This window comes from Chryseobacterium sp. SG20098 (genome assembly GCF_031844745.1).
Lineage (GTDB): Bacteria > Bacteroidota > Bacteroidia > Flavobacteriales > Weeksellaceae > Chryseobacterium > Chryseobacterium cucumeris.
On the sequence record NZ_CP134622.1, the window covers coordinates 2,271,177 to 2,298,004 of the forward strand.

The following is a 26,828-nucleotide window of genomic DNA, read 5'->3' on the forward strand; positions in this document are numbered from 1 at the left end:
CGACACTCTCCCATAAAGTGTGTAAGTTAAAAAGTTATGGCTTGGATTTTATAATCTGAGCCTTTCTTCAAAAATAAGCATAAATTGGTTGAGAACAATGCCCCAATTTTGGATAGGCATTGTCCATTTCTTAGTGGCTTCTTTTAATGCCAGATACACTGATTTCATTACGGCCTCATCAGTAGGGAAAGACATTTTATTTTTGGTGTATTTTCTTATTTTTCCGTTGAGATTTTCAATTAAATTTGTGGTATAAATGATCTTACGGATCTCTAAAGGAAATTCAAAAAATACAGTAAGCTCATCCCAATTATTCCGCCAGGAGGCGATAGCATAAGAATATTTGCTTTCCCATTTTCCTGCAAAATCATTGAGAGCTGCTTCAGCCGCTTGTTTTGTTGGGGCGGTGTAAATATGTTTCATATCTGCAGAAAATTCTTTTCTATCCTTCCAAACCACATATTTGCAGGCATTTCTGATCTGATGAACGACACAGATTTGGGTTTGAGATTGTGGGAAAACTGAGCGAATAGTCCCAGTAAATCCGTTCAGATTATCTGTTGCCGTAATGAGGATATCTTCCACGCCGCGAGCTTTGAGATCCGTTAAAACACCCATCCAGAAGCTCGAACTTTCATTCTTACCGAGCCACATTCCAAGAACTTCTTTTTTCCCTTCACGATTTAATCCTACTGCCAAATAGATGGTTTTGTTAATGACCTTGGAGTTTTCACGAACCTTGAATACGATCCCATCCATCCAGACAATTAAATACAAATCTTCTAAGGGGCGGTTTTGCCAGCTCACCACTTCGGTGGCAACGGCATTGGTAATCCTGGAAATGGCAGAGGAAGATATTTCAAAATCGTATAGTTCTTTAACCTGCTCTTCGATATCGCTCACACTCATCCCTTTGGCGTAGAAGGAGATAATAATATTCTCCAAACCTTCGATGATGTTATGCCTTTTTGGAACTAATGCAGGTTCAAAACTGCTTGCCCTGTCTCTGGGAACTTTGATTTCACTCTCTCCAAAAGAGGATTTTATTTTCTTGGTTCCATGTCCATTGCGATAGTTCCCTTCTTTGGTTTTTTCATGTTTTTCATTGTCCAGATGAGCATCAAGTTCTGCTTCCAGCATATGTTCAACGGCACGTTTGTGCATCTGTTTGAAGAAAAAGGTTAAATCTTCTCCATTTTTAAAGGACTTATAGAAATCCTTGTTGTTTAATAATTCTTCTTTGTCGATCATAACTATATAGGTTAAAATTAATAAAAAGTTATTTCCGAAAATTATTTTTGAGCTTTAGAGGGCTCAAAAATTTTTCAGAATAACTTTTTAACTTACACAGTTAGTGAGACACTACCAAAAGCCCTGAAATCTGTTTGATTTCAGGGCTTTTTTTATCTCTTATACTGCGATTCATAAATTTTAATCCAGTCGTCTGCGGTCATTTTTTTACTGAGTTCAGCGATCAGCTCAAAAGGAATATCTTCTGCTTTTTTGAAACGTACACAGGATTTTCCCATATCCAGTTTCTTTTTGGAGTGTTTAGGATATTCTGTCACAAACCAATCGAGGAGTTCCGGCGTTGAATACAGTCCCATATGATACAATGCTATAAAATTCTTCTGGGAAGCAATATTGATAAAAGGCAGCGGGGTCCCGGGTGCACAGTGATATCCGGCAGGATATTTTGCTAAAGGAACTACCCAGCCTATCATCCCATAATTGGCAGCGTCTTCAAAACCTTTCGGAAGGTTATCGTTCACCGTATCAAAAAGTTTTTTAAAAGCTTCCTGTCTCTCTTCAGGAATTTTTGAGATATAATCTTCTATAGAAACCGATTGAATCTGCATGTGATAATTTTTTCTAAAATACGATTATTTTATAAAATTGTAAACACTGAACATCTGAACCTCCTTGCTGCTCTTTTGAAGGAACATCATTTTGTTAACATTCGGAACATACTGAATCATATTTCCATCTGCAAAACCATAATTCTGGAAGAAGTTTCTGCCTTTATAATCAAGGCTTACTTCCTGAGGTTTCAGATTGGCGAAGTCAAAAACTTTCATAGAAAATCCTGTATTACCAAATGCTCCTTTAGGATAGAAAGCGGAAATATAAAGTTTGTCTCCTGCTTCCACCACATGAATTCTTTTTCCGGTAGAAGTGCCTGCCGCTACAAATTGTTTTACCTCACCTTCTTTATTAAACTTGATCAGCATTCCCGCATCCAGAGAATATACAGGATCCGGGAAACGGTTCATTGCTGTAGGCATCGGTCTTGTTACCGTCTCCTGCTGAACAGCCATTAAAGTTTCATCTCCTTTTACAATTGTTTTGATGACTTTCACATCACTCATGTCTTTACTTCCTGCCAGATTGGTATTGCTGATAACTGCTTTTCCGGATTTCATATCATAAAACATTACCGTTCCGAAAGTACTTGAACCTATAGTAACCGCTGCATTTTTTCTTCCAAAAGTTACCAGGTAATCATTATCATTTTTACTGAATGCATATAATTTTTCAGGAATATATTTATCATCGAATGGAAGGTCTTTATCTTCCGTATTGGAAACCAGTTCCAGCTTGTAAGATTCCTTCCAACCTGCTGCTTTACGCAATACAACGATTTTCGCTGAGTTCGTTAATGTCAGAGACTTTTCAACATAGTCACTGCTTAATATAATTTCTTTGTTCCATACCGGAGTAAGTGTTCTCAGATCCAATACCAGAACGTCATTTACATTTTCAGTTTTTTTATTGGCAAATCTGTCGTTGAAGATGGCTGCATATTTCCCGTTTTCTGAGAAAAGGACATAAGTAGTTCCTGATTTATTGGTAGATTCAATACTGTATTTTGCAATACTCTTTGTTGTAAAAGTACCTTCCTTTCTGCTGAAAACATGCTGGAAAACTTCTTTTCTGTTTTCTTTTCCGAAATACTCTTCCGTAAATGCTATAAATTTATCATCATCAATCTGTTGTGACCCCAGATAATTGTGAAGAACACCATTCGTTTTGTTGGCATAATCTTTCACATAAGTATCCACAAGACTTCCGTTCTGATCCAGTTTTCTCATCAGTAATTTCTTATGAGGAAAAACATTTCTCATCAGACCGTCAATATTGATAGCGCTGAACATATAAGAATTGTAATCATCTGCCAGCACCAGTTTATCATCCGTTTCAAGATTGGCATCCACAGTGAATTTTGTTCCTTCCGTTACTTTCGTCTGTGCATAAGAGTACACAGAAGCGGTAATTAATGCCGAAGCAATAATCTGTTTAATCATATCGTTTTCTTTAGTTATTATAAATTTTTTCTTCCAGTCTTTTCAGTTCAAGATTAGCATCGTAGGACAGTTTAATATCTACTAAATGTTCCTGTAACTCATTTAAATATTTCTCTGCTTCCTGGTAATTACCTAACGCAATATTCAATCTGATCAGGTTAAAATAAAGGTATTCTCCGATCTTCTGATTGTAAACTGCTTTCTTATCATTATAATTTACTTTTGTTAAAGCTGTTTTCCAAAGATCAATTCCTTTCTGCATGTTCTCCATGGCAATTTTGTTCGGTGCATAATCAGATTTTGCCTGAAGTTTCTTCAGATTGGTCGTCACATAGATATATGCTTTTTCCAGATCATCATACTCTCCTTTATTTTTTACAGTTGCTAATGTGACTGTAGAATTAATGGTCTGATAGCCGAAGTTTTCATTGATAATATTTCTTGTACGGTCAATTGTTCTTTGCAGAAATCTTTTTTCCTGGGCATTCAGATTAATTTCATTAGTTGGAACACTTGCTATTTCAGCAAAATCTGAGAAGTAGGTTTTATCCAGTTTTATGGCACCGTCCTGCTTCGCCGTGATTTTTGTAGGCTGATTGGCAAAGGTTTTTCCCTGATTGTCCTGAAAGTTTGTTCTTTCCATCTCAATCACAATGTCAAGATAATTTCCACCTTTTGAAAAACCAATCACATCGATTTGAGAAGCAAGAATTTTGTTATCCACAATTAAAGCATCTCTCAGGTCGGGCTGCTGGTAAACCGGCATTGGAGGAATATTAAGGACAGGTCTTGAAGGAAGTCTAAGCGTAGGAGCACCGTTGGTTGCTGCAATTTTTTCAACCGCTGACAATTTGCTGTATTCTGCAGATTCAAGTTTGTATTTTTCCTGAAGTTTTTTCACCTCAGCATCATAGTCCTTTAATCTTTCCTGATGCTCATACTTGGCATTTTCAACATTAGTCTGGTAATTGTCTACCTTTTTCTGGTGGTCTTCTTTTGAAATTCTTATGACATCATCTTTTGTAATGTTATAGGGAGACTTTACCGTAATCGTATAATTTCTGTTGGAAAGTTCCGTAGGAAAAACCGGCTCTTTTAAAAGCTGGAAACTGATTATTTCTTTATCAATTCGCTGAGCCTGGGAAAATTCGGAATAAAATAATGGTATTAAAAAAAGTAGTTTAAATTTATTCATAGATATTATAGTTTTCGGTGCAAATGTATAATAATTTTATGGACATTTTCTGATAATATTTTGTCCAGTTATTAATAAACCGGTCACAAAAAAGACAGCTGCACGAATGCAGCCGTCTACAGAAATTATTAACTCAAAAAATTTTATTTTTTAATGGCTTTTACTGTTGATTTTGAACCATCCTTAAAGTTCATCGTCACTAAGTATAAACCGGCATTCAATTCACCCAACTGAAGTTCTGTGGTAGGATTGTCAATAGTTTTCACTACTCTTCCCGCTACATCTGTAACAGTTACAGATTTAACATCTTTGATATCCGCAATATGCAGAACATCTTTGAAAGGATTAGGATATACACTCACTTCTTTTTTCTTCAATTGCGTTTCTGAAGTTGATAAAGAAGTAGCTACTTCAAATGTAAAATCAATAAATTCTCCTCTTGAAATAGCAGAACAAGGGTTTGAAGGGGCTGTACTATTATAATCAGTCACCACTCTCATTCTATAAGTTCCCAGAGGTGTTCCTGCAGGCACAGTGATAGATCCCGAAGCATTTGTAATATAAGTGTTAGTAACAAACATTCTTTCTGAAGCTTCAAAAGTTAAATTATTATTCCAGTCTACCCAAACCCCGATTCCACATGTAGGACCACCGGCAGTGAAAGATACTGAAGTACTGGATCCCGGAGCATTGATTATTTTGTTACTGCTTGTTGTTAAGTTTTGATACCCACCTGCAACACTTGATCCAGATGAATAAGCCATATCTACAAGGCCTCCTGTAGAACTGAAGTCAGAAAGCCAGGAATTCTGAGAACTGGATGAAGGCAGACAATATCCCGTTCTGAATGCAGTCGCTTCACTCCAGATACTTTTATCACTAGCACTACATACAGATCTTACCCAGGCATAGTAATTCGTATCCGTAGATAATGAACTTAATGGTGCAGAAATAGTGGTAGAAGTTACGGAATTGGTAGAGTTCAATACTGTTGTAGCATCAGGTGCTGTATTGGTTGTACTGTAATATACTTCGTATCCGTTTGCAGGAACTGAAGCTGGTGCCGTCCAACCGATTGTTGCCGAGTTCATTGTTACGTTTGATGACATAAGTGCCGTTGGTTCAAGGCAGGAAGGAATATTCTGAACGGTAATATTATCAATATAAATAGAACGTGAAGAACCTCCTAAACCATGTTTAAATGCTAACTGTAAATCAGTACCCACTGGAATATTAACAGTATATTGTGTGTGAGTAGTAGTCAGAGCAATAGGAGAACCAATTTGTGTGAAAGAAGCAGGATCTGCAGGGTTTGATAATGTTCCCACTAATAATGTATAATTACTTCCTCCGGCTTTTGCATAAAATCTTACCCTCTTCGTACCATCTGAAAGATTTATAGTAGGAGGTGCAACCAACATTTGGCTACCTGTTGTCCCACTTGAATTATTCATATAATAAGCATTAGGTGCTGAGTAATTATTCGTTGTGGTTACATAACCATATCCTGCAAATGACGCACTTTCTAAATATGCCCAGCAGCTTGGTGCATTCGTATTTGAGCTGGAACCTGTACTTGTGGTATCAAAGTTTTCTGTATATGGAACAGTGAAAGTAGAACAAGCTGTCTTAAATGTGCCTGCAAAAGACCATACACTTTGGCCTGTCGCCGTGTTACAATTGGATCTTACCCAATAATAATAAGTTGTATTGGAGTTAAGACCTCCTATTGTTGTGCTGGTACCTGTTACTCCCGGATAAGTAGGTGCTACTGAGCTCGCCGGTGTTGTGTTTGAAGTACTATGGTATACATCATAACTGGCAGCACTACCTGTCCATGACACTAAAGCAGAATTAGCTGTGATCCCTGAAACCGCCTGCAATACAGGAGGCATACAATCCGAATAAGCATCTGCTGAAAAAGCAAAAATATTTGGTATCCCAGAACCACTTACTTTGGTTACTGTTACACTTTGTACTAGTTTTGCCTGATTGGCTGCATCTATTGCCAGTTCAGCCTGATATAATCTTGGATTAGTTCCGCCTTCGGGAGAAGGAACATCATCACCAGCTCCAGGAGTAGCTCCCGGCTTTTTAATTCTTCCTATCCCCTGGATCGCAAAATTAGGTCCATTATACCAGTCAGCAAGACTGATACCTGAAAACGTCTGCGAGCTGCCATCTGTAAAATTTACCACCACACTTACCGTAGAAGTACCACTTCCACTTACAGCAAGCATATACAGCTTGGTTGCTGCCTTTGGTGTTGTAAATGCCAAAGTTCCGTTATCATTGGTTGCAGCCAGTCTTAAAGAATTATTCGTATTCAAATTTGCTAACTGAAAACTCAATCCGGGAGTGGTTGCCACTACAGAATTAATAATTCCGTCAACAGGAATCCCATACGTAATGGCATTACTTGATGATGTAAGCTGAAAATCTTTAGCTACAAAAGCATAAGAAACTCCGTCTACATCATTATTTGTACTAATTGTTGAAGAACCTATCCCGTTGGCAATCACATCGGCTGTAAAGCCTGAAGAGACCGGCATAGTTTGATAATTCTGAGCCATGAATATACTGGCAGAAAACAGAGCGATAGCAGGTACCACTCTAGAAAGTAAATTTATTACCATTTTAATCACATTTGTGGCGAAATTTAGGAAAAATAACAATACGAAAATATTATTTTTAACAAAATCATAAACTTTATTTAAAATGTATGACAAATTAATATTAAAAACTATTTAAATCAGTAAATTTTAAAGACAACGTAAGGCTTAATGAAACACCTTCTTATTGATTCTTAATTTTATTATTGAGAAATTAAATCCTATTTTTGTCATACAAATTTTTTGAACAATGCCGAATATTTCAAACAGAGCACTGCATATGCCGCCATCGCCGGTAAGAAAACTGGTTCCCTTTGCGTTACAAGCAAAACAAAAAGGAATAAAAGTATATCACCTTAATATCGGGCAGCCTGATATTGAAACTCCGGAAACAGCTTTAAATGCTTTAAAAAACATCGATTTAAAAGTATTGGAATACGCGCTTTCTGAAGGGAATATTGAATACAGAAAAGCCCTTACAGAATACTACCATTCATTAGGATTCTCAGATCTTACTCCTGATAACTTTATTGTTACCAACGGAGGTTCTGAAGCACTAAACTTTGCCATTTCTACTTTATGTGATGAAGGGGATGAAGTGATTATTCCTGAACCTTATTATGCCAACTACAATGGATTCACCAGCACATTTGATGTGAATGTAGTAGCAGTTCCTTCTACAATTGACACTGGTTTTGCTTTGCCACCTGTTGAGGAATTCGAGAAAAAAATTACAGAGAAAACAAGAGCAATCATTATCTGTAACCCTGGAAACCCTACCGGATATCTTTATACCCGTGAGGAACTTCAGAAACTGGCAGAAATTGCTTTGAAATATGACATCGTAATCATTTCTGATGAAGTTTACAGAGAATACGTTTATGATGGGAAGCAACAGATTTCAATGCTTGATTTCCCGGAATTAGCCGAAAACTGTATCATCATTGATTCAGAATCCAAGCGTTACTCTATGTGTGGTGTAAGAATCGGATGTATGTTAACACGTTCCAACAAGATCCGCAATGCTGCCATGCTTTTTGCACAGGCAAGATTAAGCCCGGTTCTTTTAGGACAGATTGCAGCAACAGCAGCACACCAGAATGATGGACCTTACATCAGAGCCGTAAGAGAAGAATATACCCACAGAAGAAATGTATTGGTAGATCTTTTAAATGCTATTCCTGGGGTAATTTGCCCTAAACCAAGAGGAGCATTCTACTGTGTTGCCGAACTTCCGGTAGACGATACTGAAAAATTTGCTCAGTGGTTACTTGAAAAATATTCTCTGAATAACGAAACCATCATGGTGGCGCCTGCAGGAGGATTCTACAGCAATCCTGAATTAGGTAAAAAACAGGTAAGAATTGCTTACGTTCTGAAAGAAGAAGATTTAAAAAGAAGTGCTGAAATTCTTAAAGAAGCTTTAAAGAAGTACAGAGAAGAATTCAGTCTGTAAAATAGACCCTATGCCGACAACAAAAAAACTCCATCTGAAAATCCTGTTTTCGATCCTTTTGCTGTCGGCATTTTTTTCCTGTGACTCCAAAAAGACAGAACAGCCTGTTTCCCCTAAAAATCCACACGAAATTACTTTCATCAGTGTATCTGATGTTGAAGGAAACCTCGGAAACTACAGGATTATCAAAGCCACAAAAGATTCTGTTTTTGCAGAAAAAGGAATGACAGCCAATCAAACCCATAAAGCGTGGGCATCTGCCATCAATTCCGAAACGTGGAAAAAGCTTACATCATCTATTAACATTGTAGATCTTGACCATATAAAAAGTTCTCACAGTCAACAGTCCGTAGACGGAATAGATGAAACCTTCCAGATTCGGACTCCCAAAAAATCACATATCTATGTGAATGCTTATGCAGACACTATACATTACAAGCAGCTACAGCAAGTTAAAGAACAACTAGACAAGATTCTTCCTAAAGAATACCAATAAAACATGCAAGAAAACTTTTCATTAAAATCTTATAACACATTCGGTGTTGAAGCCAAGTCTCGATTTTTTACTGAAGTCAATACCATTGATGAGTTAAAAGAGGCACTTAATTTTGCAGAAACCCAATCTCTTCAGCTTCTTTTTTTAGGAGGCGGAAGTAACATTCTTCTTACCAAAGATTTTGACGGTCTTGCCATTCAACTTAATTTAAGAGGAATTTCTGAAGAGCATATCAATGAAAATGAAGTATGGGTAACCGCAAAAGCAGGGGAAAACTGGCACGAATTTGTAATGTTCTGCCTGCAAAAAAATTATGGAGGCCTTGAAAATCTTTCTTTAATTCCCGGAAATGTAGGAACTTCTCCCATGCAGAATATCGGAGCTTATGGAACAGAAATCAAAGATATTTTTATAAGCTGTAAGGTATTGGATTTAGAAAATCTTGAACTGAAAACTTTCACTCTTGACCAATGCAGATTCGGATACAGAGATTCTATTTTCAAACAGGAAGGAAAAGGCAGATATGTTATTCTGGAAGTTACTTTTAAACTGACTCAAAAAGATCACCTTATCAAGACAGAATATGGAGCTATCAAATCTGAACTGGAAAATCTTGGCATTGAAAATCCTACAATTCAGGATGTTTCCAGGGCAGTGATCAATATCCGACAAAGCAAATTACCAAATCCTAAAGAAATCGGAAATGCCGGAAGTTTTTTCAAGAACCCTACTATTCCTTTGGCTCAGTTTGAAGCATTAAAACAACAGTTTGAAAATATTCAGGGTTACCCGAATGGAGAGATGGTAAAAGTCCCTGCCGGATGGCTGATTGAGCAATGTGGATGGAAAGGGAAGCAGATCGGAAATGTAGCTTCACACAAACTGCAGTCTCTGGTCATCATCAATGCTACAGGAAATGCTACCGGAAAAGAAATATTTGATTTTTCCACTGAGATTATTAATTCTGTAAAAGAAAAATTCGGAATAGAATTAGAAAGGGAAGTGAATATTATTTAATCTAAAAATACACAAAGGCTGATTCATATGAATTCAGTCTTTTTTTATTTCTTAATTATCTATAAGTGTCGAATATTTTGAAGTCTTATTTTATGAAATATATTTCTCGCACGGATTTCTCATATAGCACAGATCTTTATGATATTAATTTTATTTCACTCTTACTGAAAATCTTCGATTTTCTTACGCCTTAAAACAGCATATTATTCAAATCTTGCACCTTTGCCCTTGCGTAACAAAAATTAATTCAGAATCAATTCATATCCAGTCTCCGGAAAATCATTATTTTAGCTTAAAAATTACAATTTGCGATGAAAATAGCTATTCTTGGAGCCGGAAATATGGGACTTTCTTTTTCAAAATCATTTCTGAAATACGAACTGATCAAACCTGAACATCTGCATCTTATTATAAGGAGTCAGGAAAAAATTACCAAAATAGCTGAGGAATTTCCCAAATCTAAAATTTCCACTTTTCAAGAAGTAAAAGAAATTGATGCTGATCTGATTATTATTGCTGTAAAACCTCAGGATTTTCAAACCGTTGCCCAAAATATTCAATTTACATTTAAAGAAAACCAGATGATTTTATCGATCATGGCGGGAATCAATATTGAAAAAATCCAGAAATTACTGAATCATCCACTTGTGGTAAGAGCAATGCCGAACTCTCCTACCCTTCTGGGAATGGGAATCACAGGATATACTGCAGCCAATGGAATTTCTTTCAGCCAGTTAATCAATATTGAAAGATTATTGAACAGCACAGGAAGATCGGTTTATCTGGAGAACGAAGAACTTCTGGATGGTGTCACCGCCCTTTCAGGAAGTGGTCCTGCATATTTCTATTATATCATCGATGCTATGATTAAAGCAGGTATTGAAATGGGAATTGAAGAAAATCTTTCCAAGCTTTTTGTAAAACAGACCATGCTTGGGGCTTATCATCTGATCAATAATTCAGAAAAGAATCTTGAAGAGCTGATCAAAGATGTTGCATCTAAAGGCGGAACTACTGAAGCTGCTTTAAAAACATTTGAAGAAAACAGTTTTAAAGAAATTCTGAAGCAGGGAATTCTGAACGCCGAAAAGCGTGCAAAGGAACTTAATAATTAATTTTTTTTTCAATCAATCCGCAAATCTTCAATCCCAGATACACCCCAAAAGTATTCAGGATGATATCGTATACCTCAAATATTCCCATCCTGGTAAAATACTGAAGAGCTTCTACAATAACGATGCATGAGATAAAACCAAATAATAACGGCTTCAGTTTTTTCAGTTCAGGAATGATCCAACCCAAAAATCCAAAAGGAATAAACATTATGATATTCCCTAAAACAATCCTCACAATATCTATCGTCTTATTAGGCCCCTGAATAAATTTTATGGTAGAAAAAAAAGGTTCTACCGTAATGAGATTTTCCTCATATTGAAATCTGCCCATTCCTAAAAACATCAAATAGAGCAAAAACAGAGTGTACGGAACAATAATGATTTTATAAATTTTCTTTAACATCGAACTGCTAATATATTCATTTCAAAAATATTAAATTTGTGTATTAAAATAATTTAATGAAATACGTTCTGCTTACACTTATTTCAGCAATGCTGCTGTCGGTTTCATGGCCAACTTATGGGGTTCCGTTTTTTATATTTTTTGCTCTTGTTCCTCTTCTGATGATGGAGCACGGAATTTCAAAATTTTCAGATTATAAAAGGAAAAGCTGGATGGTCTTTGGATTATCTTATCTGTGTTTTATCATCTGGAATGTAGTAACCACAGGATGGCTGTATGGTTCCAAAAACCCTGACGGAAGCCACTCTCTGATGGCTGTTTTATTTCCGGTACTGGTCAATTCTCTTTTATATTCTTTAGTATTCCAATGTTATCACTGGTACAAAAATGCTCAGGGAACATATTGGGGATTAGGATTTTTAATCGCTATCTGGATGAGTTTTGAAAAATTTCATCTGGGATGGGAACTTACGTGGCCCTGGCTAAACCTTGGGAATGTATTTTCAGACTACCCAAAACTGATCCAGTGGTATGATACCCTAGGAGCAACCGGAGGAAGTTTCTGGATTCTACTGATTAATGTACTTATTTTTTACACAGTAAGAACATGGGAAGCCGGAAGAAAGAGAAAAGATTTGATCAAAAATTCGGCTATTATTGGAGCTTTAATTGCTTTGCCTATGATTATTTCGGTAATCAAATACAATAATTTCGATGAGAAACCAACAGGACAAGTTAATGTTCTGATGCTGCAGCCGGATCTTGATCCTTATGCTGAAAAATATTCGAAAGACAGTCTAACCATAGAACAGGATTTATTAGCACTTGCTGAAAAAAACTCAACAGGTAAAATTGATTATTACATTGCCCCGGAAACAGCTTTACCGGGAAGAGGATCTATTTCCGAAACAGCTTTTGAAAAGAGTTTACTTCTCAATAATATCAAAGGATTTTTATCCAATCACCCTGGATCTGTTTTTGCAACAGGAATTTCTTCACACCGTTTTTTTTATAATCCAGCCGATTTACCAAAAGAAGCATACCAGATCAACAGCGGAGTTTGGGTGAGCAGTTATAATACCGCCATTCAACTGGTACCTAACCAAAAAGTACAGGCTTATCACAAAGGAAAACTAGTGCCAGGCGTTGAAATATTCCCTTATATGAATGTTTTAAAGCCATTGCTTGGAGATGCTATGCTGAATCTGGGAGGAACAGTAGCTTCTTTGGGAACAGATAAAGAAAGAGTTGCCTTTTCGAATCCTTACAACAAAGGGAAACTAGCGCCTATCATTTGCTATGAAAGTATTTATGGTGAATTTGTAACACACTATGTCAAAAAAGGAGCTAATTTCTTAGGTATTATGACCAACGACTCCTGGTGGGGCGTTACAGAAGGACACAAACAGCTTTTATCTTATGCTAAACTGAGAGCTATTGAAACCAGAAGAGAAATTGCCCGAGCGGCCAACAGTGGAATTTCTGCACATATCAATGCTAAAGGTGAGGTAACTGCTGACACTTTCTATGGTGACCAGACAGCCTTATTCGCAAAAGTAAACCTGTATGATACCATGACATTTTATACAAGAGCAGGAGATCTTCTTTCAAGGTTTTCCATATTTGCGTTAGGATTCTTATTGTTCTACTATCTGATTGAATGGTTCAAAAAGAAAACAAAGAAAGCGTAACCCCGAGGGTCAATAAAAATTACTAGGTACGGCTAAAATGAAAGCAAAAATATTCAGATACAGGTATTCTGTTATTTTTCTGGTGTATTGTATTACAGTATACTTTCTGAGTAAAAATGCCAGTCTTGTATTTGAATGGAAGGTAATCATGGAAGATTTTTCCATTTATGATGAGTATTATTATCTGGGCAAACCCACGGCTTACATGCCTCCTTTATATCCTTATTATTTACTTTTAATAGAAAGTATTGTTAAGACACCGCAGTGGATTATGATTTCATGTATTCTGCAGTCTGTCATTTTATTTTTCTCAGTTTTAGTACTTGTTCTTTCTTTTGAAAAAAATGCAATAAAAAAAAATAGATATTTCTTTGCTTTTGGGTGTATTATTTTTTTTCCGCCTATTCTTTTAGGCGCTACAAAAATCAGTTCATTTGCTCTTACATTATCTGTATTCTGCATTTTCTTTGCGTTAGTATTGAAATTGTCACAGACGGTCACTGCAAAAAGTATAATATTAATTTTAATATTTTCAATAGCAGGGCTGTACCTCCGGTTTGAATTTCTGTTCTTAATGATCATCTCAGCAATTATGCTGATCGGATATAAGAGAATGAAATATTACAACCTTCTGTTTGTTTTCGCATTTATTTTCATTGCTTATCTTCCATGGTGTATAAGAAACTATGAAAAAACGGGAGTATTCCATTATTCAACTTCTCTCAATTATAATTTTGCAAAGGGCAACAACGAAAAATATGATATTTTCTCAAGTGAAAATCTACCGTATGATCCAAAAAAAAAATTATTATTAACCGATGAATATCTCCGTCAGAATTTTACAGATGAAAAACAAATAGATCAATATCTGAAACAGCTTAATAAAAATTTTATTTCGGAGCATCCGGAACTGTTTATTAAAAACAGTTTTAAAAAAATAGGAATCAACTTTTTAAATTATTATCCAGGAAACTATAATTTCACAAGCGCTTACATAATGTATCTGTACTCTGGTATTTTACTGGTTTTTAGTTTGCTTTTTATTTACACAATCATTAAAAAGTTAAAATTAAGATTTTCATTTGATGCTGTATATACAGGAATCATTTTCATTTTTTATTTACTGTTTTATTCAATAGCACCATTACCGAGATATTTCCTGTTATATTTTCCTTTATTTTTTCTTTTTGTATTTCAGAACTTCGATGGTAAACTCCACTCATATTTACTGAAAATCAAAAAAACAAACAGATAGAAAAGAGAAAAGCCAGCTGGACGTCTGGCTTTTCTCATTGATAGAAGATAGAATTGATTCAATTACTTAATCGTAAGCTTTCTGGTGGTTATTTCGTTTTTTATCTTCAGTTTTAATAAATAGACTCCTTTAGATAAATGAGAAACATCAATAGACTGATCTCCATTGATACTGATATTCAGTTTTCTTCCATCCATAGAATACATTTCGGCTTCCGAAACTTTTTCTCCTTTGATATATACTTTATCTGACGTAGGGTTGGGATAGATAACAAGCTGCTTTTCAGATTTAATTTCCGCTGTTCCCAGCACACTTTGTGCAGAAGCGTCAGAATATACTTTTGCAGCATCAATTGATTTTACACTCCAGTATACATTCTGGACAGCCGGATCAAGCTCCAGAAACCATGATGATGTTGTTACTATGTATTTTGCAATATCATGAGCTCCCTGTGTAGATCCTACGGTAATTTCATAACGCAAAGCATTCACCGGAGTTCTATCGTCGGATGCGCCACTCCAAGTAAAATTGAAACGATTTCCGTTTTTAGTCAGATTCAGTTGCGTTGGTGCTGCAGGTTTTGCGTTTGCTTCTGCAGCATTATTTTTAAATACTTTAGTCAGTGAAGGCAGATCTGAAGCAGACCAGTCGAATCCACCCAATAAGATGTCCGGATGATGATCATTATTAAAATCAAAAAGCTGCACCAGCCCTGGACCTCCAAGCGCAGTAATACCCGTTACAGTTCCTTCATTGAATGTATGATTGGAAACATCATAGATATAGGTTTTCACTACAGCATTATAATTTTCATTTCCTGAAATGATAAGGTCATAGTAGCCGTCATTATTTAAATCTCCGACACTTAATGCAACATCAGAAATATCGCCTGCTTGAATTATATGAGGAGTTAATGCTCCGGTACCATCATTCATTAAAACAGCAGAATAGGCATCATCGTTGGCATCTCTTCCAATTACCACGATATCCTGAAAACCATCTGCATTAAAGTCTGCAAAATCTATTTTACCCACTGCTACAGGCGCAAGATCCTGTGTAGGAGTCAGAACTCCAGCCTGGTTCATATATACTTTGGATACCGCATCACCATTAATATCCGATCCTATAATCACAAGATCCAGCAGGTTGTCGTTATTGAGGTCTACTACTTTAAAACTTCCACTCTGAGTTCCATCTATCCAATTTTCCGTAAGATCAAAACCGGCGCCTGTGTTTTTGTAATAATCCAAGCTATTTCCAAAACCTCCTCCATGAGCATATTGAGTTCCATTAATGGCATAATCAGGTTTCCCATCATGGTTAAAATCAAAAACTTCCAGAGAACCATAAATTTTACCAGGCAGTTCTGCTTCTTTTACAAATCCTGTCCCGGTATTTTTGAATCGGTATTGTTTATAATTAACAACATCCATATAGCTGAGTCCTGTAGAAATAATATCCATCAGACCATCATTATTATAATCAATAAACTTAATATCTCCAAGATGGGTTACATCAGCTCCCAATCCTACAAATGGCAATAAGGTTGTCCCATTATTCTGATATACTTCATTATAGGTACTGTCTACATTTCCGTCCCCATCAGAATCTATTGCTCCGTTGAGCACAATATCAAGCGTCCCATTGTTGTCTATATCCGCAATATCAGCTGCAGAATAATAAAAATTATTCATGATGGTCTGTACCTCAGTAAAGTTCTGAGCCATCAGACTGGCTGGTATCATAGACCATAGAATATAAATCCTCCTCATAGTTGTTTTTATTTAGATTAATTAAAAACAAAGATAGAATATTAAATTCTGAGGGTAAAAAAAAGGCTGTATGAAATATATCAGCACCCTTTATCTGCTGTATCCCAAGGATTCTGCTATTTTAAAAATTCAATATTATTAATCAGCCACTTATTTGCAAATATTTTCCAAAAGATTTGTCTATCTAAAAAATTCTTCGTTATTTTGCACTCTCAAATATTATACAAATAAGAACATCGAGATATGTCAAGAATTTGCCAAATAACAGGAAAGCGTGCAATGGTTGGTAACAACGTTTCTCACGCTAATAACAAAACGAAGCGTCGTTTTGAAATTAACTTATTAGAGAAGAAGTTTTACCTTCCGGAGCAAGATAAGCACGTTACACTGAAAGTATCAGCTCATGGATTGAGAGTGATTAACAAGATTGGAATCGAGGAAGCTATTGAAAGAGCTACTAGAAACGGATTGATTAAAAAGAATTAATAAATCATGGCAAAAAAAGGAAATAGAGTTCAAGTAATCCTTGAATGTACAGAGCACAAAGAAAGTGGTATGCCAGGAATGTCTAGATACATTTCTACAAAAAATAAAAAGAACACTACAGAGAGATTAGAGCTTAAAAAGTATAATCCAGTTCTTAAGAGATCTACCCTTCACAAAGAAATTAAGTAATTTATAAATAATAACTTACCATGGCAAAGAAAGTAGTAGCAACCCTACAAAGCGGTCAGTCTAAGAAGATGACTAAAGTGGTGAAAATGGTTAAGTCTTCTAAATCAGGAGCTTACGTTTTCGAAGAAAAAGTAATGAATGCTGACGAAGTAGACGGTTATTTAAAAAAATAATCAATACTTTGTTTACAATATAAAAAAACTACTCATTTTTTTGGGTAGTTTTTTTGTTATATTCGTTTCATAAAAAAAACACATTATGAAGCAATTCTTTATTTTATTTTTCTCCCTATTATTCACTGGATCTTTATATCATTCTCAAAGTCTTCAAAACAAAGAAAGCGCTCCTGGGAATGTAAAAATTATTGTTTTAGGAAATGTACAGGACGCAGGGTCACCCCAGATCGGATGCCGTAAAGAATGTTGTTTGGACCTCTGGAAACATCCTCTGCAAGACAGGAAAATAACTTCTCTGGGACTTATTGATAAAGAGCTGCAGAAAAATTATATCTTCGATGCCAGTCCGGATTTTACCCAGCAACTGCAATTCCTGATGGAACATACAGCCATTCCGAAGAAAACGATACCTGATGGTATCTTTATCACCCATGCTCATATCGGACATTATACAGGTCTAATGTTTTTGGGGAAAGAAGCTATGAATTCCAGGGATATTCCTGTGTACACCATGCCACGGCTTAAAAAGTTTTTCGAAAACAATGGACCGTGGTCTCAGCTGATCCGTTTGCAGAATATTGTTCCTTATGAGATGCAGAATGAAATACCAATACAGGTGAACTCTCATTTGGAAGTTACTCCTATACAGGTTCCTCATCGTGATGAATATTCAGAAACGGTTGGTTTCATCATTAAAGGGCCTCATAAAAAGGCGTTATTCATTCCGGATATAGACAAATGGAATAAGTGGAAATACAATATTACAGATCTGATAAAAACAGTAGATTATGCATTTCTGGACGGTACATTCTATGACTCGGAAGAAATAGGCTACAGAAATATTGAAGATATCCCGCACCCATTTGTAGTGGAGAGTATGGAACTGTTTAAAAGCCTGTCACCTGAGTATAAAAAAAGAATTTTCTTTATCCATTTTAATCATACCAATAAAATTTTAAATTCGGAAAGCAAACAAAGTAAGCAGGTCATAGAAAAAGGTTTTAATATTGCACGAATGGGAGATGAGTTTGAATTATAGCGACAATCAGTTTCATTGAGGAGACAACAATAAAACTCCTGATAAGTAGCTTCAGGAAATAAAAATAATAAAGACTTTGTTTACATATAAAAAAACAACTCCTGTTTTGGGTAGTTTTTTTGTTATCTTTGCTCACCAGATTATTAATCAGTAAAGTATGAAAAAGATACTTGTTCTGGCCTGTACAGCAACTTTTCTATTTTCATTCAGTCAGAAAACAATGAATTCTGTAGAATATAAAAGTTCGCCAAAAGTTTTCACTATTAAAGGATTATCACAATCAGTAAGTATTGACTGTGGAAATTCTAAAATGATTTTATTATCCGGACAGGTTCCTCTGAACTCTGAAGGTAATCTTGTGGGAAATACTATTGAAGAGCAGACGCAGCAGGTTTTCAAAAATATTGAAAACATCCTGAAAGAATATGGAGGTACAGGAAAAGATATTATAAAACTGGTAATTTATACCACAGACATCAAAAAAACACCTGATTTCAGAAAAGTAAGGGATTTGCATATCAACCTTCAAAACCCTCCCGTAAGCAGCCTTGTGGAAGTGAGCAAGCTTTTCAGAGATGACGTGCTTATAGAAGTAGAAGCCACAGCAGTGATTAAAAATAAATAAGAATAAACTAAAACTATGAGTTGGTTTAAAAATATTTTCAAAAAGGAAGAAAAAGAAACCTTAGATAAAGGATTGGAAAAATCAAGCCAGGGATTCTTTGAAAAAATGACGAAAGCCGTAGTCGGTAAAAGCAAAGTAGATGATGAAGTTCTGGATGATCTGGAAGAAGTACTGATTGCTTCCGATGTAGGAGCCTCTACCACTATCAAGATCATTGAAAGAATTGAAGAACGTGTTGCCAGAGATAAATATGTAGGCGTCAACGAACTTGACAAAATTCTTCGTGATGAGATTTCAGGATTATTGCTTGAAAATCCGCATGCCGGTACAGGAAATATCGATACTTCCAAAAAGCCATACGTCATTATGGTCGTAGGGGTAAATGGAGTTGGAAAAACAACAACCATCGGAAAACTGGCTCATCAGTTCAAATCAGAAGGTAAAAAAGTAGTTCTTGGAGCTGCAGATACCTTTAGAGCTGCTGCCGTTGATCAGCTTGTTATCTGGAGTGAAAGAGTGGGTGTTCCTATTGTAAAACAGGAAATGGGATCAGATCCCGCTTCAGTAGCCTTTGATACAGTACAAAGTGCTGTAGCTCAAAATGCAGATGTTGTCATCATTGATACTGCAGGAAGACTTCATAACAAGATCAACCTGATGAACGAGCTTTCCAAGATCAAAAGAGTAATGCAAAAAGTAATTCCTGATGCCCCTCATGAGATTCTATTAGTACTTGACGGTTCTACAGGACAGAATGCTTTCGAACAGGCAAAACAGTTTACAGCGGCAACAGAAGTAAATGCTTTAGCAGTAACTAAACTGGATGGAACAGCCAAAGGAGGCGTTGTAATCGGTATCTCCGATCAGTTCCAGATTCCGGTGAAATATATCGGTGTAGGCGAAAAAATGCAGGATTTACAACTTTTTAATGGTACGGAATTTGTAGACTCATTCTTCAAGAAAAGATGATTTATATCATGTTTTCCCTTATATTAGTAACAAATCATTTTTAAAATATTAACAATAAAAAAATTTGCAACTATGGGAATTATTACATGGATCTTATTCGGTCTTATTGCAGGTGCTATCGCTAAAATGATCATGCCTGGAACTCAGGGAGGAGGATGGCTAATCACTATTATCCTTGGAATTCTGGGAGCATTTGTAGGAGGAGCTATAGGAGTTTACGTTTTACACTGGGGAGATGTTACCTCATTCTGGAATCCAAGAAGCTGGATTCTCTCAATCGGAGGAGCTTTAATCATTCTCTGGATTTACGGAATGGCCACAAAGAAAAGCTGATAGTAAAGCTGATAAAAAAATAAAATCCCGGATCTGAAATTTCAGGTCCGGGATTTTTGTATACAATATAAAATTTAGTTAGTCGTTAATTCTAATCTGATATGGCATCTCCATTTTCACCTCAGATTGTAGTTTCTTATCTGTAATCTGCTGCAGAATTTCATAGTTGGATTTACCAATCTTGTTCTTGATAATTCTGGCAGAAACGTCCTCTTCATTCAGGTCTTTAAAGATTTGCTCGAACGGAGTCATTCTCTTAGGGAAAGCCTCTACATGATAAGATTTTAATCCTGCTTTCTGAGCGGCAAATTTCACAGCATCAGTTAAAGTACCCAATTCATCTACCAATCCTATTTGCTTGGCACGAACACCACTCCATACTCTACCGCCTCCTACATTGTCAATCTGCTCAAAAGTTTTCTTTCTGTTTTGGGTTACAAAATGAACAAATCTCTTGTAAGTACCTTCTACACTTCTTGTCATCATATTCACTCCATAAGGCGTCACTCCGTTTAACCCGGAATAATACATAGAGTTGGCATTGGTAGAAACAATATCTGCACGGATTCCGTTTTTAGCCGCAATATCTTTATAGTAAGGCATTACTCCGAACACTCCGATAGAACCGGTAAGTGTGTTAGGCTCTGAATAAATTTTATCTGCAGCCATTGCTACATAATATCCTCCTGATGCCGCATAGTCTCCAAAAGATACGATCAGTGGTTTTTTCTTTTTCAGCTGCTGTAACTCAAATAGGATCTCATCTGAAGCATTAGCACTTCCTCCCGGAGAGTTGATTCTGAAAACAACCGCTTTCACTTTATCATCCTCCTGAAGTTTTTTAATATACTTCACATATTTCTCAGAATGAATATCATTGTATTCATCTCCGTTATTAATAGATCCTGAAGCATACAGTACTGCGATCTTTTCGCCGGATTTATCTTCATCCGCATAAGAATTGATATAACTTGTCAAAGAAATCTTGTTCAGTTTTTCGTCATTTTTTACGCTTAACTTAGCCTTAAGAAGATCTTCGTATTCTGATTTCTGAATCAGTTTATCTGCTAGTTTATATTTTAAGCTTTGCTCAGGAATCATTCCATACAAACTATCTGTGATCATTCTGAACTGAGCAGTATCAATTTTTCTTGAAACAGCCATTTTATTGGAAGTGTTTTTCCAAAGGTCATTCAAGAGAGTGCTTAACTGTTCTTTATTTTCAGGAGAAATATCATTTCTTAGAAAAGGTTCTACTGCAGACTTGAATTTACCGTGACGAATTACTTCAATTCCAATCCCGTATTTATCTGCAAAATCCTTGAAGAAAGCAACCTCTGTAGAAAGACCTTTTAATTCTACCATTCCTGCAGGATGCAGATAATATTGATCAGCAACAGATCCTAAATAATAAGCAGACTGTGATACTCCATTTCCGTATGCATATACAAATTTTCCGCTTTTCTTGAAATCTTCAATGGCGTTTCTCAGATCATCAATCTGAGTAAGTCCTGCAGATAAATAATCAGTTTCTATACTGATTCCTTTAATATTGTCATCAGTTTTTGCTTTATTGATAGCTTCCAGTGCGTCATATATAAGGATACTTTTATTTTGAGCACCCAAGCCGAATAATCCCATCTCTTCTTCAGTAGGGCTATCGATTATATTTGTCTTTAAATTAATCGTAAGAACGGAGTTCTTTTTTACCGCCACCGACTTATCATTCCCCATCGCACTGAACACAAGCATCATAATGAAAAAGATGAAAAATAGAGCGCAAAGTATGATAATTGCTACTATATTTGCCAAAACATTTTTAAAGAAACTTCTCATAAATCAATCAATTTTCTAATATGTCGCAGCATAAGGTCGTTTTGTTACTGGGAAGTAACTTAGGAGAGCAAAAAAAAAATGTAGAGCTTGCATTAAAGATGATAAATGATGCTGGAAATCACATTTCACAAACCAGCGAATTTTTAATGTCTGACCCTGTAGAGTTTGTCAGTTCCAATATTTTTTGTAATATTGCAGCAATAATATTCACTCATCTTTCACCAATCCAACTGCTTGATTGTATTAAGAATATAGAAGTTGAGATGGGAAGAATTAATGATTCAAAAGTATCCGGAGGTTATACTGACAGGATTATAGACATTGATATCATTAAGTATAATGAGTTAAATTTTAAATCAGAAAGGTTAGAAGTCCCTCATAAAAAACATCTTTTTGAAAGGGATTTTTCCAGAATATTATTGAAAGATTTTATTTAAAACATAAAACATATTGTATGAAATTAGGTTTATTATTATTGGCTACGTCATTGCCAATTGCAGCTTTCGCACAGAACAGCGGCACAACAGTAAACTCTTCCACAGAGTACCCTAATACATTCTCCTCAGGTTCCGCTAATGTAAAACCCTTTGACAACAAATCCAGACGTTTCAGAGACTGGTCTATTTCTGTTGGAGGAGGTCCTGCATTTATGGTACACTCCGATTTAAAATCTATCCGCAAGGATAAGACTAATTGGGGTTACAATGCGTACATAAGCGTAGACAAACAAATTACACATGCATTCGGGCTAAGCCTAATGTATATGAGAGGAGAAACGAAACAGACAGCCCAGCTTCCCGGTGCTGCAGGTGTAAAATCAGGAATAGCTACTGCTACAACACAATTTGACAACATCTCTTTATTAGGTGACATCAACTTCTCGAACTTATTCAGAAGAGTAGATAACCACTCTCCATACAGATGGGCTTTCCACGGATATATGGGTATTGGAGTTCAGGGATTCAGAACATCACTACATGATAACGACGAATTCAGATGGAGCAATACTCCAAGAAGAACTCCTTTATTCATTAAACAGGACATTGATATCAACTCTATCTTCTATCAGGGAGGTGTGGGAATAAAGTACAATGTTTCAAAACTTATTGACGTTGAGGCAAGAACCATGTACATTATCAGTGGTGATGATGAATTCGATGGCGGCGGATGGGCAGATCCTAATGATTATGATCCTTCCACTCCAGGTTCAAAATACAACATGTTAAATTCCAGAAGATCTGATAACGCCTGGACAGTAAGTTTAGGAGTATCTTTCAAACTAGGAAAACACGAATCTCACCTTGCATGGCATGATCCGCTTCAGGAAGCATACTACAGAACCAGCGTTCTTGAAAACGCAAGTACTGACCTTGTTGTTTGCGAAAAAGGAGATGCAGACAATGATGGAGTATGTGATGACTGGGACAGACAGCTTGACACTCCTGCAGGTGCAAGAGTAGACGGTGCCGGAGTTGCTTTGGATATGGATCTGGATGGCGTTATTGACCTTTACGACAAGTGTGTAACCGTACCAGGACCCGTTGAAAACAATGGATGTCCAGTTAAATAATTAAAACAAACTTAAACTTCTTTTTCAATAAAAGAAATCAAATAATAATACACGATGAAATTAAGTTTAGCAATTGTTGCATTAGCTTTGGCAATTCCTTCTGCTACTTATGCACAAGACTCAACTGCAGATTCAAATGGAAAATATCCTAATACATTTTCTTCAGGATCTGCCAATGTTACCCCCTTTACCAACCAGTCTAAAAGATTTAATGATTGGTCTATTTCTGTAGGAGCAGGTGTTCCCCTTCTTCAGTCTGCAGATTTGACTTCCATTAAAAATGGTAACGGTAAAAACCTTTTTGGGTATTCAGCCTATGTAAGTATTGATAAAGCGATTACCCATGCTTTTGGGATCAATTTACAATATGACAGAGGTGAAACCAGACAAGGATGGTTCAATACTAAAAATGCAGCACCTGATGCATCAGCAGTAGGAGCAAGAACTCAGTATGACGCAATCTCTCTCTTAGGAGACATTAACTTCTCAAACCTGTTAAGAAGAGTGGACAACCACTCCCCTTACAGATGGGCCCTTCATGGATATGCTGGTATTGGTACTATTGCCTACAGAGCATACCAGAAGGATGGTAGTAACAAACAGACATTAATGACTGAAATCAAACCTTTCCAATTAGGTTCTCTGTTCTTCCAGGCTGGTACAGGTGTGAAGTTCAAAGTAAACAGAAGAATCGACATTGAAGGTAGATTAATGTATGTGGTAACAGGTGATGATGAATTTGACGGAGGCGGTGATGCTTACAGCGCTATCAACAAGCGTTCTGAGCAGGTTTCTGACAACTTCTTCAATGCGACATTAGGTCTTTCTTTCAAATTAGGAAAGCATGAATCTCACGTTATGTGGCATGATCCACTTCAGGAAATCTATTACAAACTGGATGTATTGGCTAATAAAAACCAGGATATCGAAGTATGTAAAAAAGGTGATGCTGATAACGACGGGGTATGTGACGATTGGGACAGACAGCTTGATACTCCTGCAGGAGCAAGAGTGGATGGTGCCGGAGTTGCGCTTGATACAGACTTAGACGGTGTAATTGACCTTTACGATAAGTGTGTAACAGTTCCAGGACCTGTTGAAAACAACGGATGCCCTATCGTTAAAGATCATAAGGAAACTGCTGTAGAAGTAGAGAAAACCCTTAAGGATATTTATTTCAACTTTAATAAAGCTACCATCAGACCTGAATCTAACGAAAAATTGGATCTGGCAGCTTCAATTATTAAAGAAAACGGAGGTAATTACTTGTTGACCGGACATACAGATATCAAAGGAAATGCAGCCTACAATCTTAGACTGTCTAAAGAAAGAGCAGCTGCTGTAGTAGGAGCTCTTGAAAACAGAGGCATTAATGAAAATGTACTAAAATCTAGAGGAGTTGGTTCTGCAGAAGCAACGATCCCGGCATCAGCTTCAGATGCTGAAAGAATGGCTGACAGAAAAGTTACTGTAAGATTTATAGAAAGTTCAGAATGGGATTCTATCAAAAAGAAAGACTATGAAGATGCTCCTGTAAAAAAAGCAGTAAAAAAAGTTCCTGCTAAGAAAAAGAAGAAATAAATTTCAAATACTACTTAAACCGAAAAGAATTGCTCTTTTCGGTTTATTTTTTTTCTACTACGATTTTTTTTACATACCTTTATCATTATTTTCAGGACAACTGTGTGAAATACATTAGTAATCAGTAAGTTTGTTTTGAAAAAAATTAATACAAAATCACTTTTTAGCGTAAAAAATCATTTAAAATAACTTAACTTAAAAAAATAACACTATGAAATTAAGTTTAGCAATTGTTGCATTAGCTTTGGCAATTCCTTCTGCCACTTATGCACAAGACTCAACGGCAGTTTCAAAAGGAGAGTATCCTAATACATTTTCTTCGGGATCTGCTAATGTTTCCCCATTCACCAATCAATCTAAAAGATTTAATGATTGGTCTATTTCTGCCGGGGTGGGTGTTCCACTTCTTCAGTCTGCGGATTTAACCTCTATCAAAAATGGTAACGGTAAAAACCTTTTTGGATATTCAGCCTACGTAAGTATTGATAAAGCGATTACCCATGCTTTTGGGATCAATTTACAATATGACAGAGGTGAAACCAGACAAGGATGGTTCAATACTAAAAATGCTGCACCCGATGCATCAGCAGTAGGAGCAAGAACTCAGTATGACGCAATCTCTCTATTAGGAGACATTAACTTCTCGAACCTGTTAAGAAGAGTGGACAACCACTCCCCTTACAGATGGGCACTTCATGGATATGCTGGTATTGGTACTATTGCCTACAGAGCATACCAGAAAGACGGAAGTAACAAACAGACATTAATGACTGAAATCAAACCTTTCCAATTAGGTTCTCTGTTCTTCCAGGCTGGTACAGGTCTGAAGTTTAAAGTAAACAGAAGAATCGACATTGAAGGTAGATTAATGTATGTGGTAACAGGTGATGATGAATTTGACGGAGGCGGTGATGCTTACAGCGCTATCAACAAGCGTTCTGAGCAGGTTTCTGACAACTTCTTCAATGCTACCTTAGGTCTTTCTGTAAAACTTGGAAAACATGAGTCTCACTTAATGTGGCATGACCCACTTCAGGAAATCTATTATAAGCTTGATGTACTGGCTAATAAAAACCAGGATATCGAAGTATGTAAAAAAGGTGATGCTGATAACGACGGGGTATGTGACGATTGGGACAGACAGCTTGATACTCCTGCAGGAGCAAGAGTGGATGGTGCCGGAGTTGCGCTTGATACAGACTTAGACGGTGTAATTGACCTTTACGATAAGTGTGTAACAGTTCCAGGACCTGTTGAAAACAACGGATGTCCTGTAGCTACAACAGGACCTGTAGTAGAAACAGAAACTAAGTTGGAGGGAATTGAGTTTGATTTAAATTCTGACAGAATTTTACCATCAAATACTCCAATCTTAAATAATGCTGTAAACTACATCAATTCTTCAACTGGTTCTTATAATGTAATTGGAGCTACTGATACAAGAGGTACTGATGCTTACAACCAAAAACTATCAGAAAGAAGAGCAAACAACGTTAAGAACTATCTGATCAAAAACGGTGTTCAAACAGGTAAACTACAGGCAATAGGAAAAGGTGAAAAAGACCTTAAATACCCTGAGTGTGAACCAGCAACGAAGTGCCCTGAATGGAAAAACAGAGCCAATAGAAGAGTATACTTCGAAGCTAAATAATAAATATATTGATATATTATATGAAAGTCACGCCCAGCGTGACTTTTTTTGTCTAA

General features: G+C 36.4%; 25 protein-coding genes. 17 read left to right on the forward strand and 8 right to left on the reverse strand.

The features are described 5' to 3' along the window. Positions 1 to 48 precede the first annotated feature (48 nt). The 5 genes from RHP76_RS10410 to RHP76_RS10430 all read right to left on the reverse strand — a co-directional run bounded on the left by RHP76_RS10410 (position 49) and on the right by RHP76_RS10430 (position 7,136). Positions 49 to 1,251, reverse strand: coding sequence for an IS256 family transposase (locus RHP76_RS10410; protein WP_311228317.1), 1,203 nt, complete (start codon positions 1,249 to 1,251; stop codon positions 49 to 51). 152 nt (positions 1,252 to 1,403) lie between these two features. Continuing rightward, positions 1,404 to 1,859, reverse strand: coding sequence for a DUF1801 domain-containing protein (locus tag RHP76_RS10415; protein ID WP_062676188.1), 456 nt, complete (start codon positions 1,857 to 1,859; stop codon positions 1,404 to 1,406). Positions 1,860 to 1,883: 24 nt separating this feature from the next. Beyond that, the gene (locus tag RHP76_RS10420) at positions 1,884 to 3,305 is read right to left on the reverse strand and encodes a hypothetical protein (protein ID WP_120232158.1); all 1,422 of its coding nucleotides are present in this window, start codon (positions 3,303 to 3,305) and stop codon (positions 1,884 to 1,886) included. Positions 3,306 to 3,315: 10 nt separating this feature from the next. Further along, the gene (locus RHP76_RS10425; RefSeq protein WP_062676190.1) at positions 3,316 to 4,500 is read right to left on the reverse strand and encodes a hypothetical protein; all 1,185 of its coding nucleotides are present in this window, start codon (positions 4,498 to 4,500) and stop codon (positions 3,316 to 3,318) included. A gap of 143 nt (positions 4,501 to 4,643) precedes the next feature. Continuing rightward, positions 4,644 to 7,136 carry a GEVED domain-containing protein gene (locus RHP76_RS10430; protein WP_311230132.1) on the reverse strand — a complete coding sequence of 831 codons (2,493 nt, stop codon included), beginning with the start codon at positions 7,134 to 7,136 and terminating at the stop codon, positions 4,644 to 4,646. 226 nt (positions 7,137 to 7,362) lie between these two features. Here RHP76_RS10430 and RHP76_RS10435 point away from each other — a divergent pair, with 226 nt between their 5' ends. The 4 genes from RHP76_RS10435 to proC all read left to right on the forward strand — a co-directional run bounded on the left by RHP76_RS10435 (position 7,363) and on the right by proC (position 11,196). Next, positions 7,363 to 8,568, forward strand: coding sequence for a pyridoxal phosphate-dependent aminotransferase (locus RHP76_RS10435; protein ID WP_062676192.1), 1,206 nt, complete (start codon positions 7,363 to 7,365; stop codon positions 8,566 to 8,568). 10 nt (positions 8,569 to 8,578) lie between these two features. Beyond that, entirely contained in the window at positions 8,579 to 9,064 is a 486-nt protein-coding gene (locus RHP76_RS10440; RefSeq protein WP_062676193.1) for a hypothetical protein, read from the forward strand. A 3-nt stretch (positions 9,065 to 9,067) separates the two neighbouring features. Then, entirely contained in the window at positions 9,068 to 10,081 is a 1,014-nt protein-coding gene (gene murB, locus RHP76_RS10445; RefSeq protein ID WP_277695478.1) for a UDP-N-acetylmuramate dehydrogenase, read from the forward strand. 311 nt (positions 10,082 to 10,392) lie between these two features. Continuing rightward, complete coding sequence (gene proC / locus RHP76_RS10450; RefSeq protein WP_120232162.1) at positions 10,393 to 11,196, forward strand: pyrroline-5-carboxylate reductase; 804 nt, start codon at positions 10,393 to 10,395, stop codon at positions 11,194 to 11,196. On the opposite strand, the gene RHP76_RS10455 is transcribed toward proC, so the two are convergent. Then, the gene (locus RHP76_RS10455; RefSeq protein WP_311230133.1) at positions 11,186 to 11,599 is read right to left on the reverse strand and encodes a VanZ family protein; all 414 of its coding nucleotides are present in this window, start codon (positions 11,597 to 11,599) and stop codon (positions 11,186 to 11,188) included. The two genes, proC and RHP76_RS10455, sit on opposite strands and share 11 nt — an antisense overlap. A 56-nt stretch (positions 11,600 to 11,655) precedes the next feature. On the opposite strand from RHP76_RS10455, the gene lnt reads away from it, so the two are divergent. Together lnt and RHP76_RS10465 are read left to right on the forward strand one after the other, a co-directional pair. Further along, on the forward strand, positions 11,656 to 13,290 hold the full coding sequence (lnt, locus tag RHP76_RS10460) for an apolipoprotein N-acyltransferase (protein ID WP_120232164.1): 1,635 nt from the start codon (positions 11,656 to 11,658) through the stop codon (positions 13,288 to 13,290). A gap of 37 nt (positions 13,291 to 13,327) precedes the next feature. Further along, positions 13,328 to 14,545: a hypothetical protein gene (locus RHP76_RS10465; protein WP_120232165.1), complete on the forward strand. Its 1,218-nt coding sequence runs from the start codon at positions 13,328 to 13,330 to the stop codon at positions 14,543 to 14,545. A gap of 62 nt (positions 14,546 to 14,607) precedes the next feature. Here the strand turns inward: RHP76_RS10465 and RHP76_RS10470 are convergent, their stop codons facing one another. Continuing rightward, complete coding sequence (locus RHP76_RS10470; RefSeq protein WP_311230134.1) at positions 14,608 to 16,290, reverse strand: T9SS type A sorting domain-containing protein; 1,683 nt, start codon at positions 16,288 to 16,290, stop codon at positions 14,608 to 14,610. A 270-nt stretch (positions 16,291 to 16,560) separates the two neighbouring features. Between RHP76_RS10470 and rpmB the strand changes: the two genes are divergently transcribed. From rpmB to RHP76_RS10505, 7 genes are all read left to right on the forward strand, one after another. After that, entirely contained in the window at positions 16,561 to 16,803 is a 243-nt protein-coding gene (gene rpmB / locus RHP76_RS10475; RefSeq protein ID WP_002976757.1) for a 50S ribosomal protein L28, read from the forward strand. Between the two features lie 6 nt (positions 16,804 to 16,809). Then, positions 16,810 to 16,992, forward strand: coding sequence for a 50S ribosomal protein L33 (gene rpmG / locus RHP76_RS10480; protein ID WP_027373683.1), 183 nt, complete (start codon positions 16,810 to 16,812; stop codon positions 16,990 to 16,992). A gap of 20 nt (positions 16,993 to 17,012) precedes the next feature. Then, entirely contained in the window at positions 17,013 to 17,165 is a 153-nt protein-coding gene (locus RHP76_RS10485; RefSeq protein ID WP_002976755.1) for a DUF4295 domain-containing protein, read from the forward strand. Positions 17,166 to 17,250: 85 nt separating this feature from the next. Next, on the forward strand, positions 17,251 to 18,207 hold the full coding sequence (locus RHP76_RS10490; protein WP_311230135.1) for an MBL fold metallo-hydrolase: 957 nt from the start codon (positions 17,251 to 17,253) through the stop codon (positions 18,205 to 18,207). A 157-nt stretch (positions 18,208 to 18,364) separates the two neighbouring features. Continuing rightward, a complete protein-coding gene (locus RHP76_RS10495) occupies positions 18,365 to 18,832 on the forward strand; it encodes a RidA family protein (RefSeq protein WP_120232168.1) in 468 nt (155 codons plus the stop codon). 15 nt (positions 18,833 to 18,847) lie between these two features. Continuing rightward, positions 18,848 to 19,801, forward strand: a complete 954-nt coding sequence (gene ftsY / locus RHP76_RS10500; protein WP_034694984.1) for a signal recognition particle-docking protein FtsY — start codon at positions 18,848 to 18,850, stop codon at positions 19,799 to 19,801. Positions 19,802 to 19,873: 72 nt separating this feature from the next. After that, positions 19,874 to 20,134 carry a GlsB/YeaQ/YmgE family stress response membrane protein gene (locus tag RHP76_RS10505; RefSeq protein ID WP_034694983.1) on the forward strand — a complete coding sequence of 87 codons (261 nt, stop codon included), beginning with the start codon at positions 19,874 to 19,876 and terminating at the stop codon, positions 20,132 to 20,134. A 78-nt stretch (positions 20,135 to 20,212) separates the two neighbouring features. Here RHP76_RS10505 and sppA read toward each other — a convergent pair whose 3' ends face one another. After that, entirely contained in the window at positions 20,213 to 21,970 is a 1,758-nt protein-coding gene (gene sppA / locus RHP76_RS10510; RefSeq protein ID WP_288443562.1) for a signal peptide peptidase SppA, read from the reverse strand. Between the two features lie 20 nt (positions 21,971 to 21,990). On the opposite strand from sppA, the gene folK reads away from it, so the two are divergent. From folK to RHP76_RS10530, 4 genes are all read left to right on the forward strand, one after another. Beyond that, entirely contained in the window at positions 21,991 to 22,407 is a 417-nt protein-coding gene (gene folK / locus RHP76_RS10515; RefSeq protein ID WP_062676203.1) for a 2-amino-4-hydroxy-6-hydroxymethyldihydropteridine diphosphokinase, read from the forward strand. Positions 22,408 to 22,424: 17 nt separating this feature from the next. After that, positions 22,425 to 23,540: a hypothetical protein gene (locus RHP76_RS10520; protein ID WP_062676204.1), complete on the forward strand. Its 1,116-nt coding sequence runs from the start codon at positions 22,425 to 22,427 to the stop codon at positions 23,538 to 23,540. 54 nt (positions 23,541 to 23,594) lie between these two features. Then, on the forward strand, positions 23,595 to 25,121 hold the full coding sequence (locus RHP76_RS10525; RefSeq protein ID WP_062676205.1) for an OmpA family protein: 1,527 nt from the start codon (positions 23,595 to 23,597) through the stop codon (positions 25,119 to 25,121). Between the two features lie 211 nt (positions 25,122 to 25,332). Beyond that, on the forward strand, positions 25,333 to 26,772 hold the full coding sequence (locus RHP76_RS10530; protein WP_123279201.1) for an OmpA family protein: 1,440 nt from the start codon (positions 25,333 to 25,335) through the stop codon (positions 26,770 to 26,772). The last annotated feature ends 56 nt before the right edge of the window (positions 26,773 to 26,828 follow it).

What these genes read in the sequence shown, in the direction of transcription:
- murB (WP_277695478.1), top strand. Translation starts at nt 9,068, where the DNA reads ATGCAAGAAAACTTTTCATTAAAATCTTATAACACATTCGGTGTTGAA.
- sppA (WP_288443562.1), bottom strand. Translation starts at nt 21,970, where the DNA reads ATGAGAAGTTTCTTTAAAAATGTTTTGGCAAATATAGTAGCAATTATC.
- lnt (WP_120232164.1), top strand. Translation starts at nt 11,656, where the DNA reads ATGAAATACGTTCTGCTTACACTTATTTCAGCAATGCTGCTGTCGGTT.
- RHP76_RS10470 (WP_311230134.1), bottom strand. Translation starts at nt 16,290, where the DNA reads ATGATACCAGCCAGTCTGATGGCTCAGAACTTTACTGAGGTACAGACC.
- RHP76_RS10505 (WP_034694983.1), top strand. Translation starts at nt 19,874, where the DNA reads ATGGGAATTATTACATGGATCTTATTCGGTCTTATTGCAGGTGCTATC.
- RHP76_RS10465 (WP_120232165.1), top strand. Translation starts at nt 13,328, where the DNA reads ATGAAAGCAAAAATATTCAGATACAGGTATTCTGTTATTTTTCTGGTG.
- proC (WP_120232162.1), top strand. Translation starts at nt 10,393, where the DNA reads ATGAAAATAGCTATTCTTGGAGCCGGAAATATGGGACTTTCTTTTTCA.
- RHP76_RS10440 (WP_062676193.1), top strand. Translation starts at nt 8,579, where the DNA reads ATGCCGACAACAAAAAAACTCCATCTGAAAATCCTGTTTTCGATCCTT.
- rpmG (WP_027373683.1), top strand. Translation starts at nt 16,810, where the DNA reads ATGGCAAAAAAAGGAAATAGAGTTCAAGTAATCCTTGAATGTACAGAG.
- rpmB (WP_002976757.1), top strand. Translation starts at nt 16,561, where the DNA reads ATGTCAAGAATTTGCCAAATAACAGGAAAGCGTGCAATGGTTGGTAAC.
- RHP76_RS10525 (WP_062676205.1), top strand. Translation starts at nt 23,595, where the DNA reads ATGAAATTAAGTTTAGCAATTGTTGCATTAGCTTTGGCAATTCCTTCT.
- RHP76_RS10490 (WP_311230135.1), top strand. Translation starts at nt 17,251, where the DNA reads ATGAAGCAATTCTTTATTTTATTTTTCTCCCTATTATTCACTGGATCT.
- folK (WP_062676203.1), top strand. Translation starts at nt 21,991, where the DNA reads ATGTCGCAGCATAAGGTCGTTTTGTTACTGGGAAGTAACTTAGGAGAG.
- RHP76_RS10530 (WP_123279201.1), top strand. Translation starts at nt 25,333, where the DNA reads ATGAAATTAAGTTTAGCAATTGTTGCATTAGCTTTGGCAATTCCTTCT.
- RHP76_RS10420 (WP_120232158.1), bottom strand. Translation starts at nt 3,305, where the DNA reads ATGATTAAACAGATTATTGCTTCGGCATTAATTACCGCTTCTGTGTAC.
- ftsY (WP_034694984.1), top strand. Translation starts at nt 18,848, where the DNA reads ATGAGTTGGTTTAAAAATATTTTCAAAAAGGAAGAAAAAGAAACCTTA.
- RHP76_RS10425 (WP_062676190.1), bottom strand. Translation starts at nt 4,500, where the DNA reads ATGAATAAATTTAAACTACTTTTTTTAATACCATTATTTTATTCCGAA.
- RHP76_RS10415 (WP_062676188.1), bottom strand. Translation starts at nt 1,859, where the DNA reads ATGCAGATTCAATCGGTTTCTATAGAAGATTATATCTCAAAAATTCCT.
- RHP76_RS10495 (WP_120232168.1), top strand. Translation starts at nt 18,365, where the DNA reads ATGAAAAAGATACTTGTTCTGGCCTGTACAGCAACTTTTCTATTTTCA.
- RHP76_RS10435 (WP_062676192.1), top strand. Translation starts at nt 7,363, where the DNA reads ATGCCGAATATTTCAAACAGAGCACTGCATATGCCGCCATCGCCGGTA.
- RHP76_RS10520 (WP_062676204.1), top strand. Translation starts at nt 22,425, where the DNA reads ATGAAATTAGGTTTATTATTATTGGCTACGTCATTGCCAATTGCAGCT.
- RHP76_RS10430 (WP_311230132.1), bottom strand. Translation starts at nt 7,136, where the DNA reads ATGGTAATAAATTTACTTTCTAGAGTGGTACCTGCTATCGCTCTGTTT.
- RHP76_RS10485 (WP_002976755.1), top strand. Translation starts at nt 17,013, where the DNA reads ATGGCAAAGAAAGTAGTAGCAACCCTACAAAGCGGTCAGTCTAAGAAG.
- RHP76_RS10410 (WP_311228317.1), bottom strand. Translation starts at nt 1,251, where the DNA reads ATGATCGACAAAGAAGAATTATTAAACAACAAGGATTTCTATAAGTCC.
- RHP76_RS10455 (WP_311230133.1), bottom strand. Translation starts at nt 11,599, where the DNA reads ATGTTAAAGAAAATTTATAAAATCATTATTGTTCCGTACACTCTGTTT.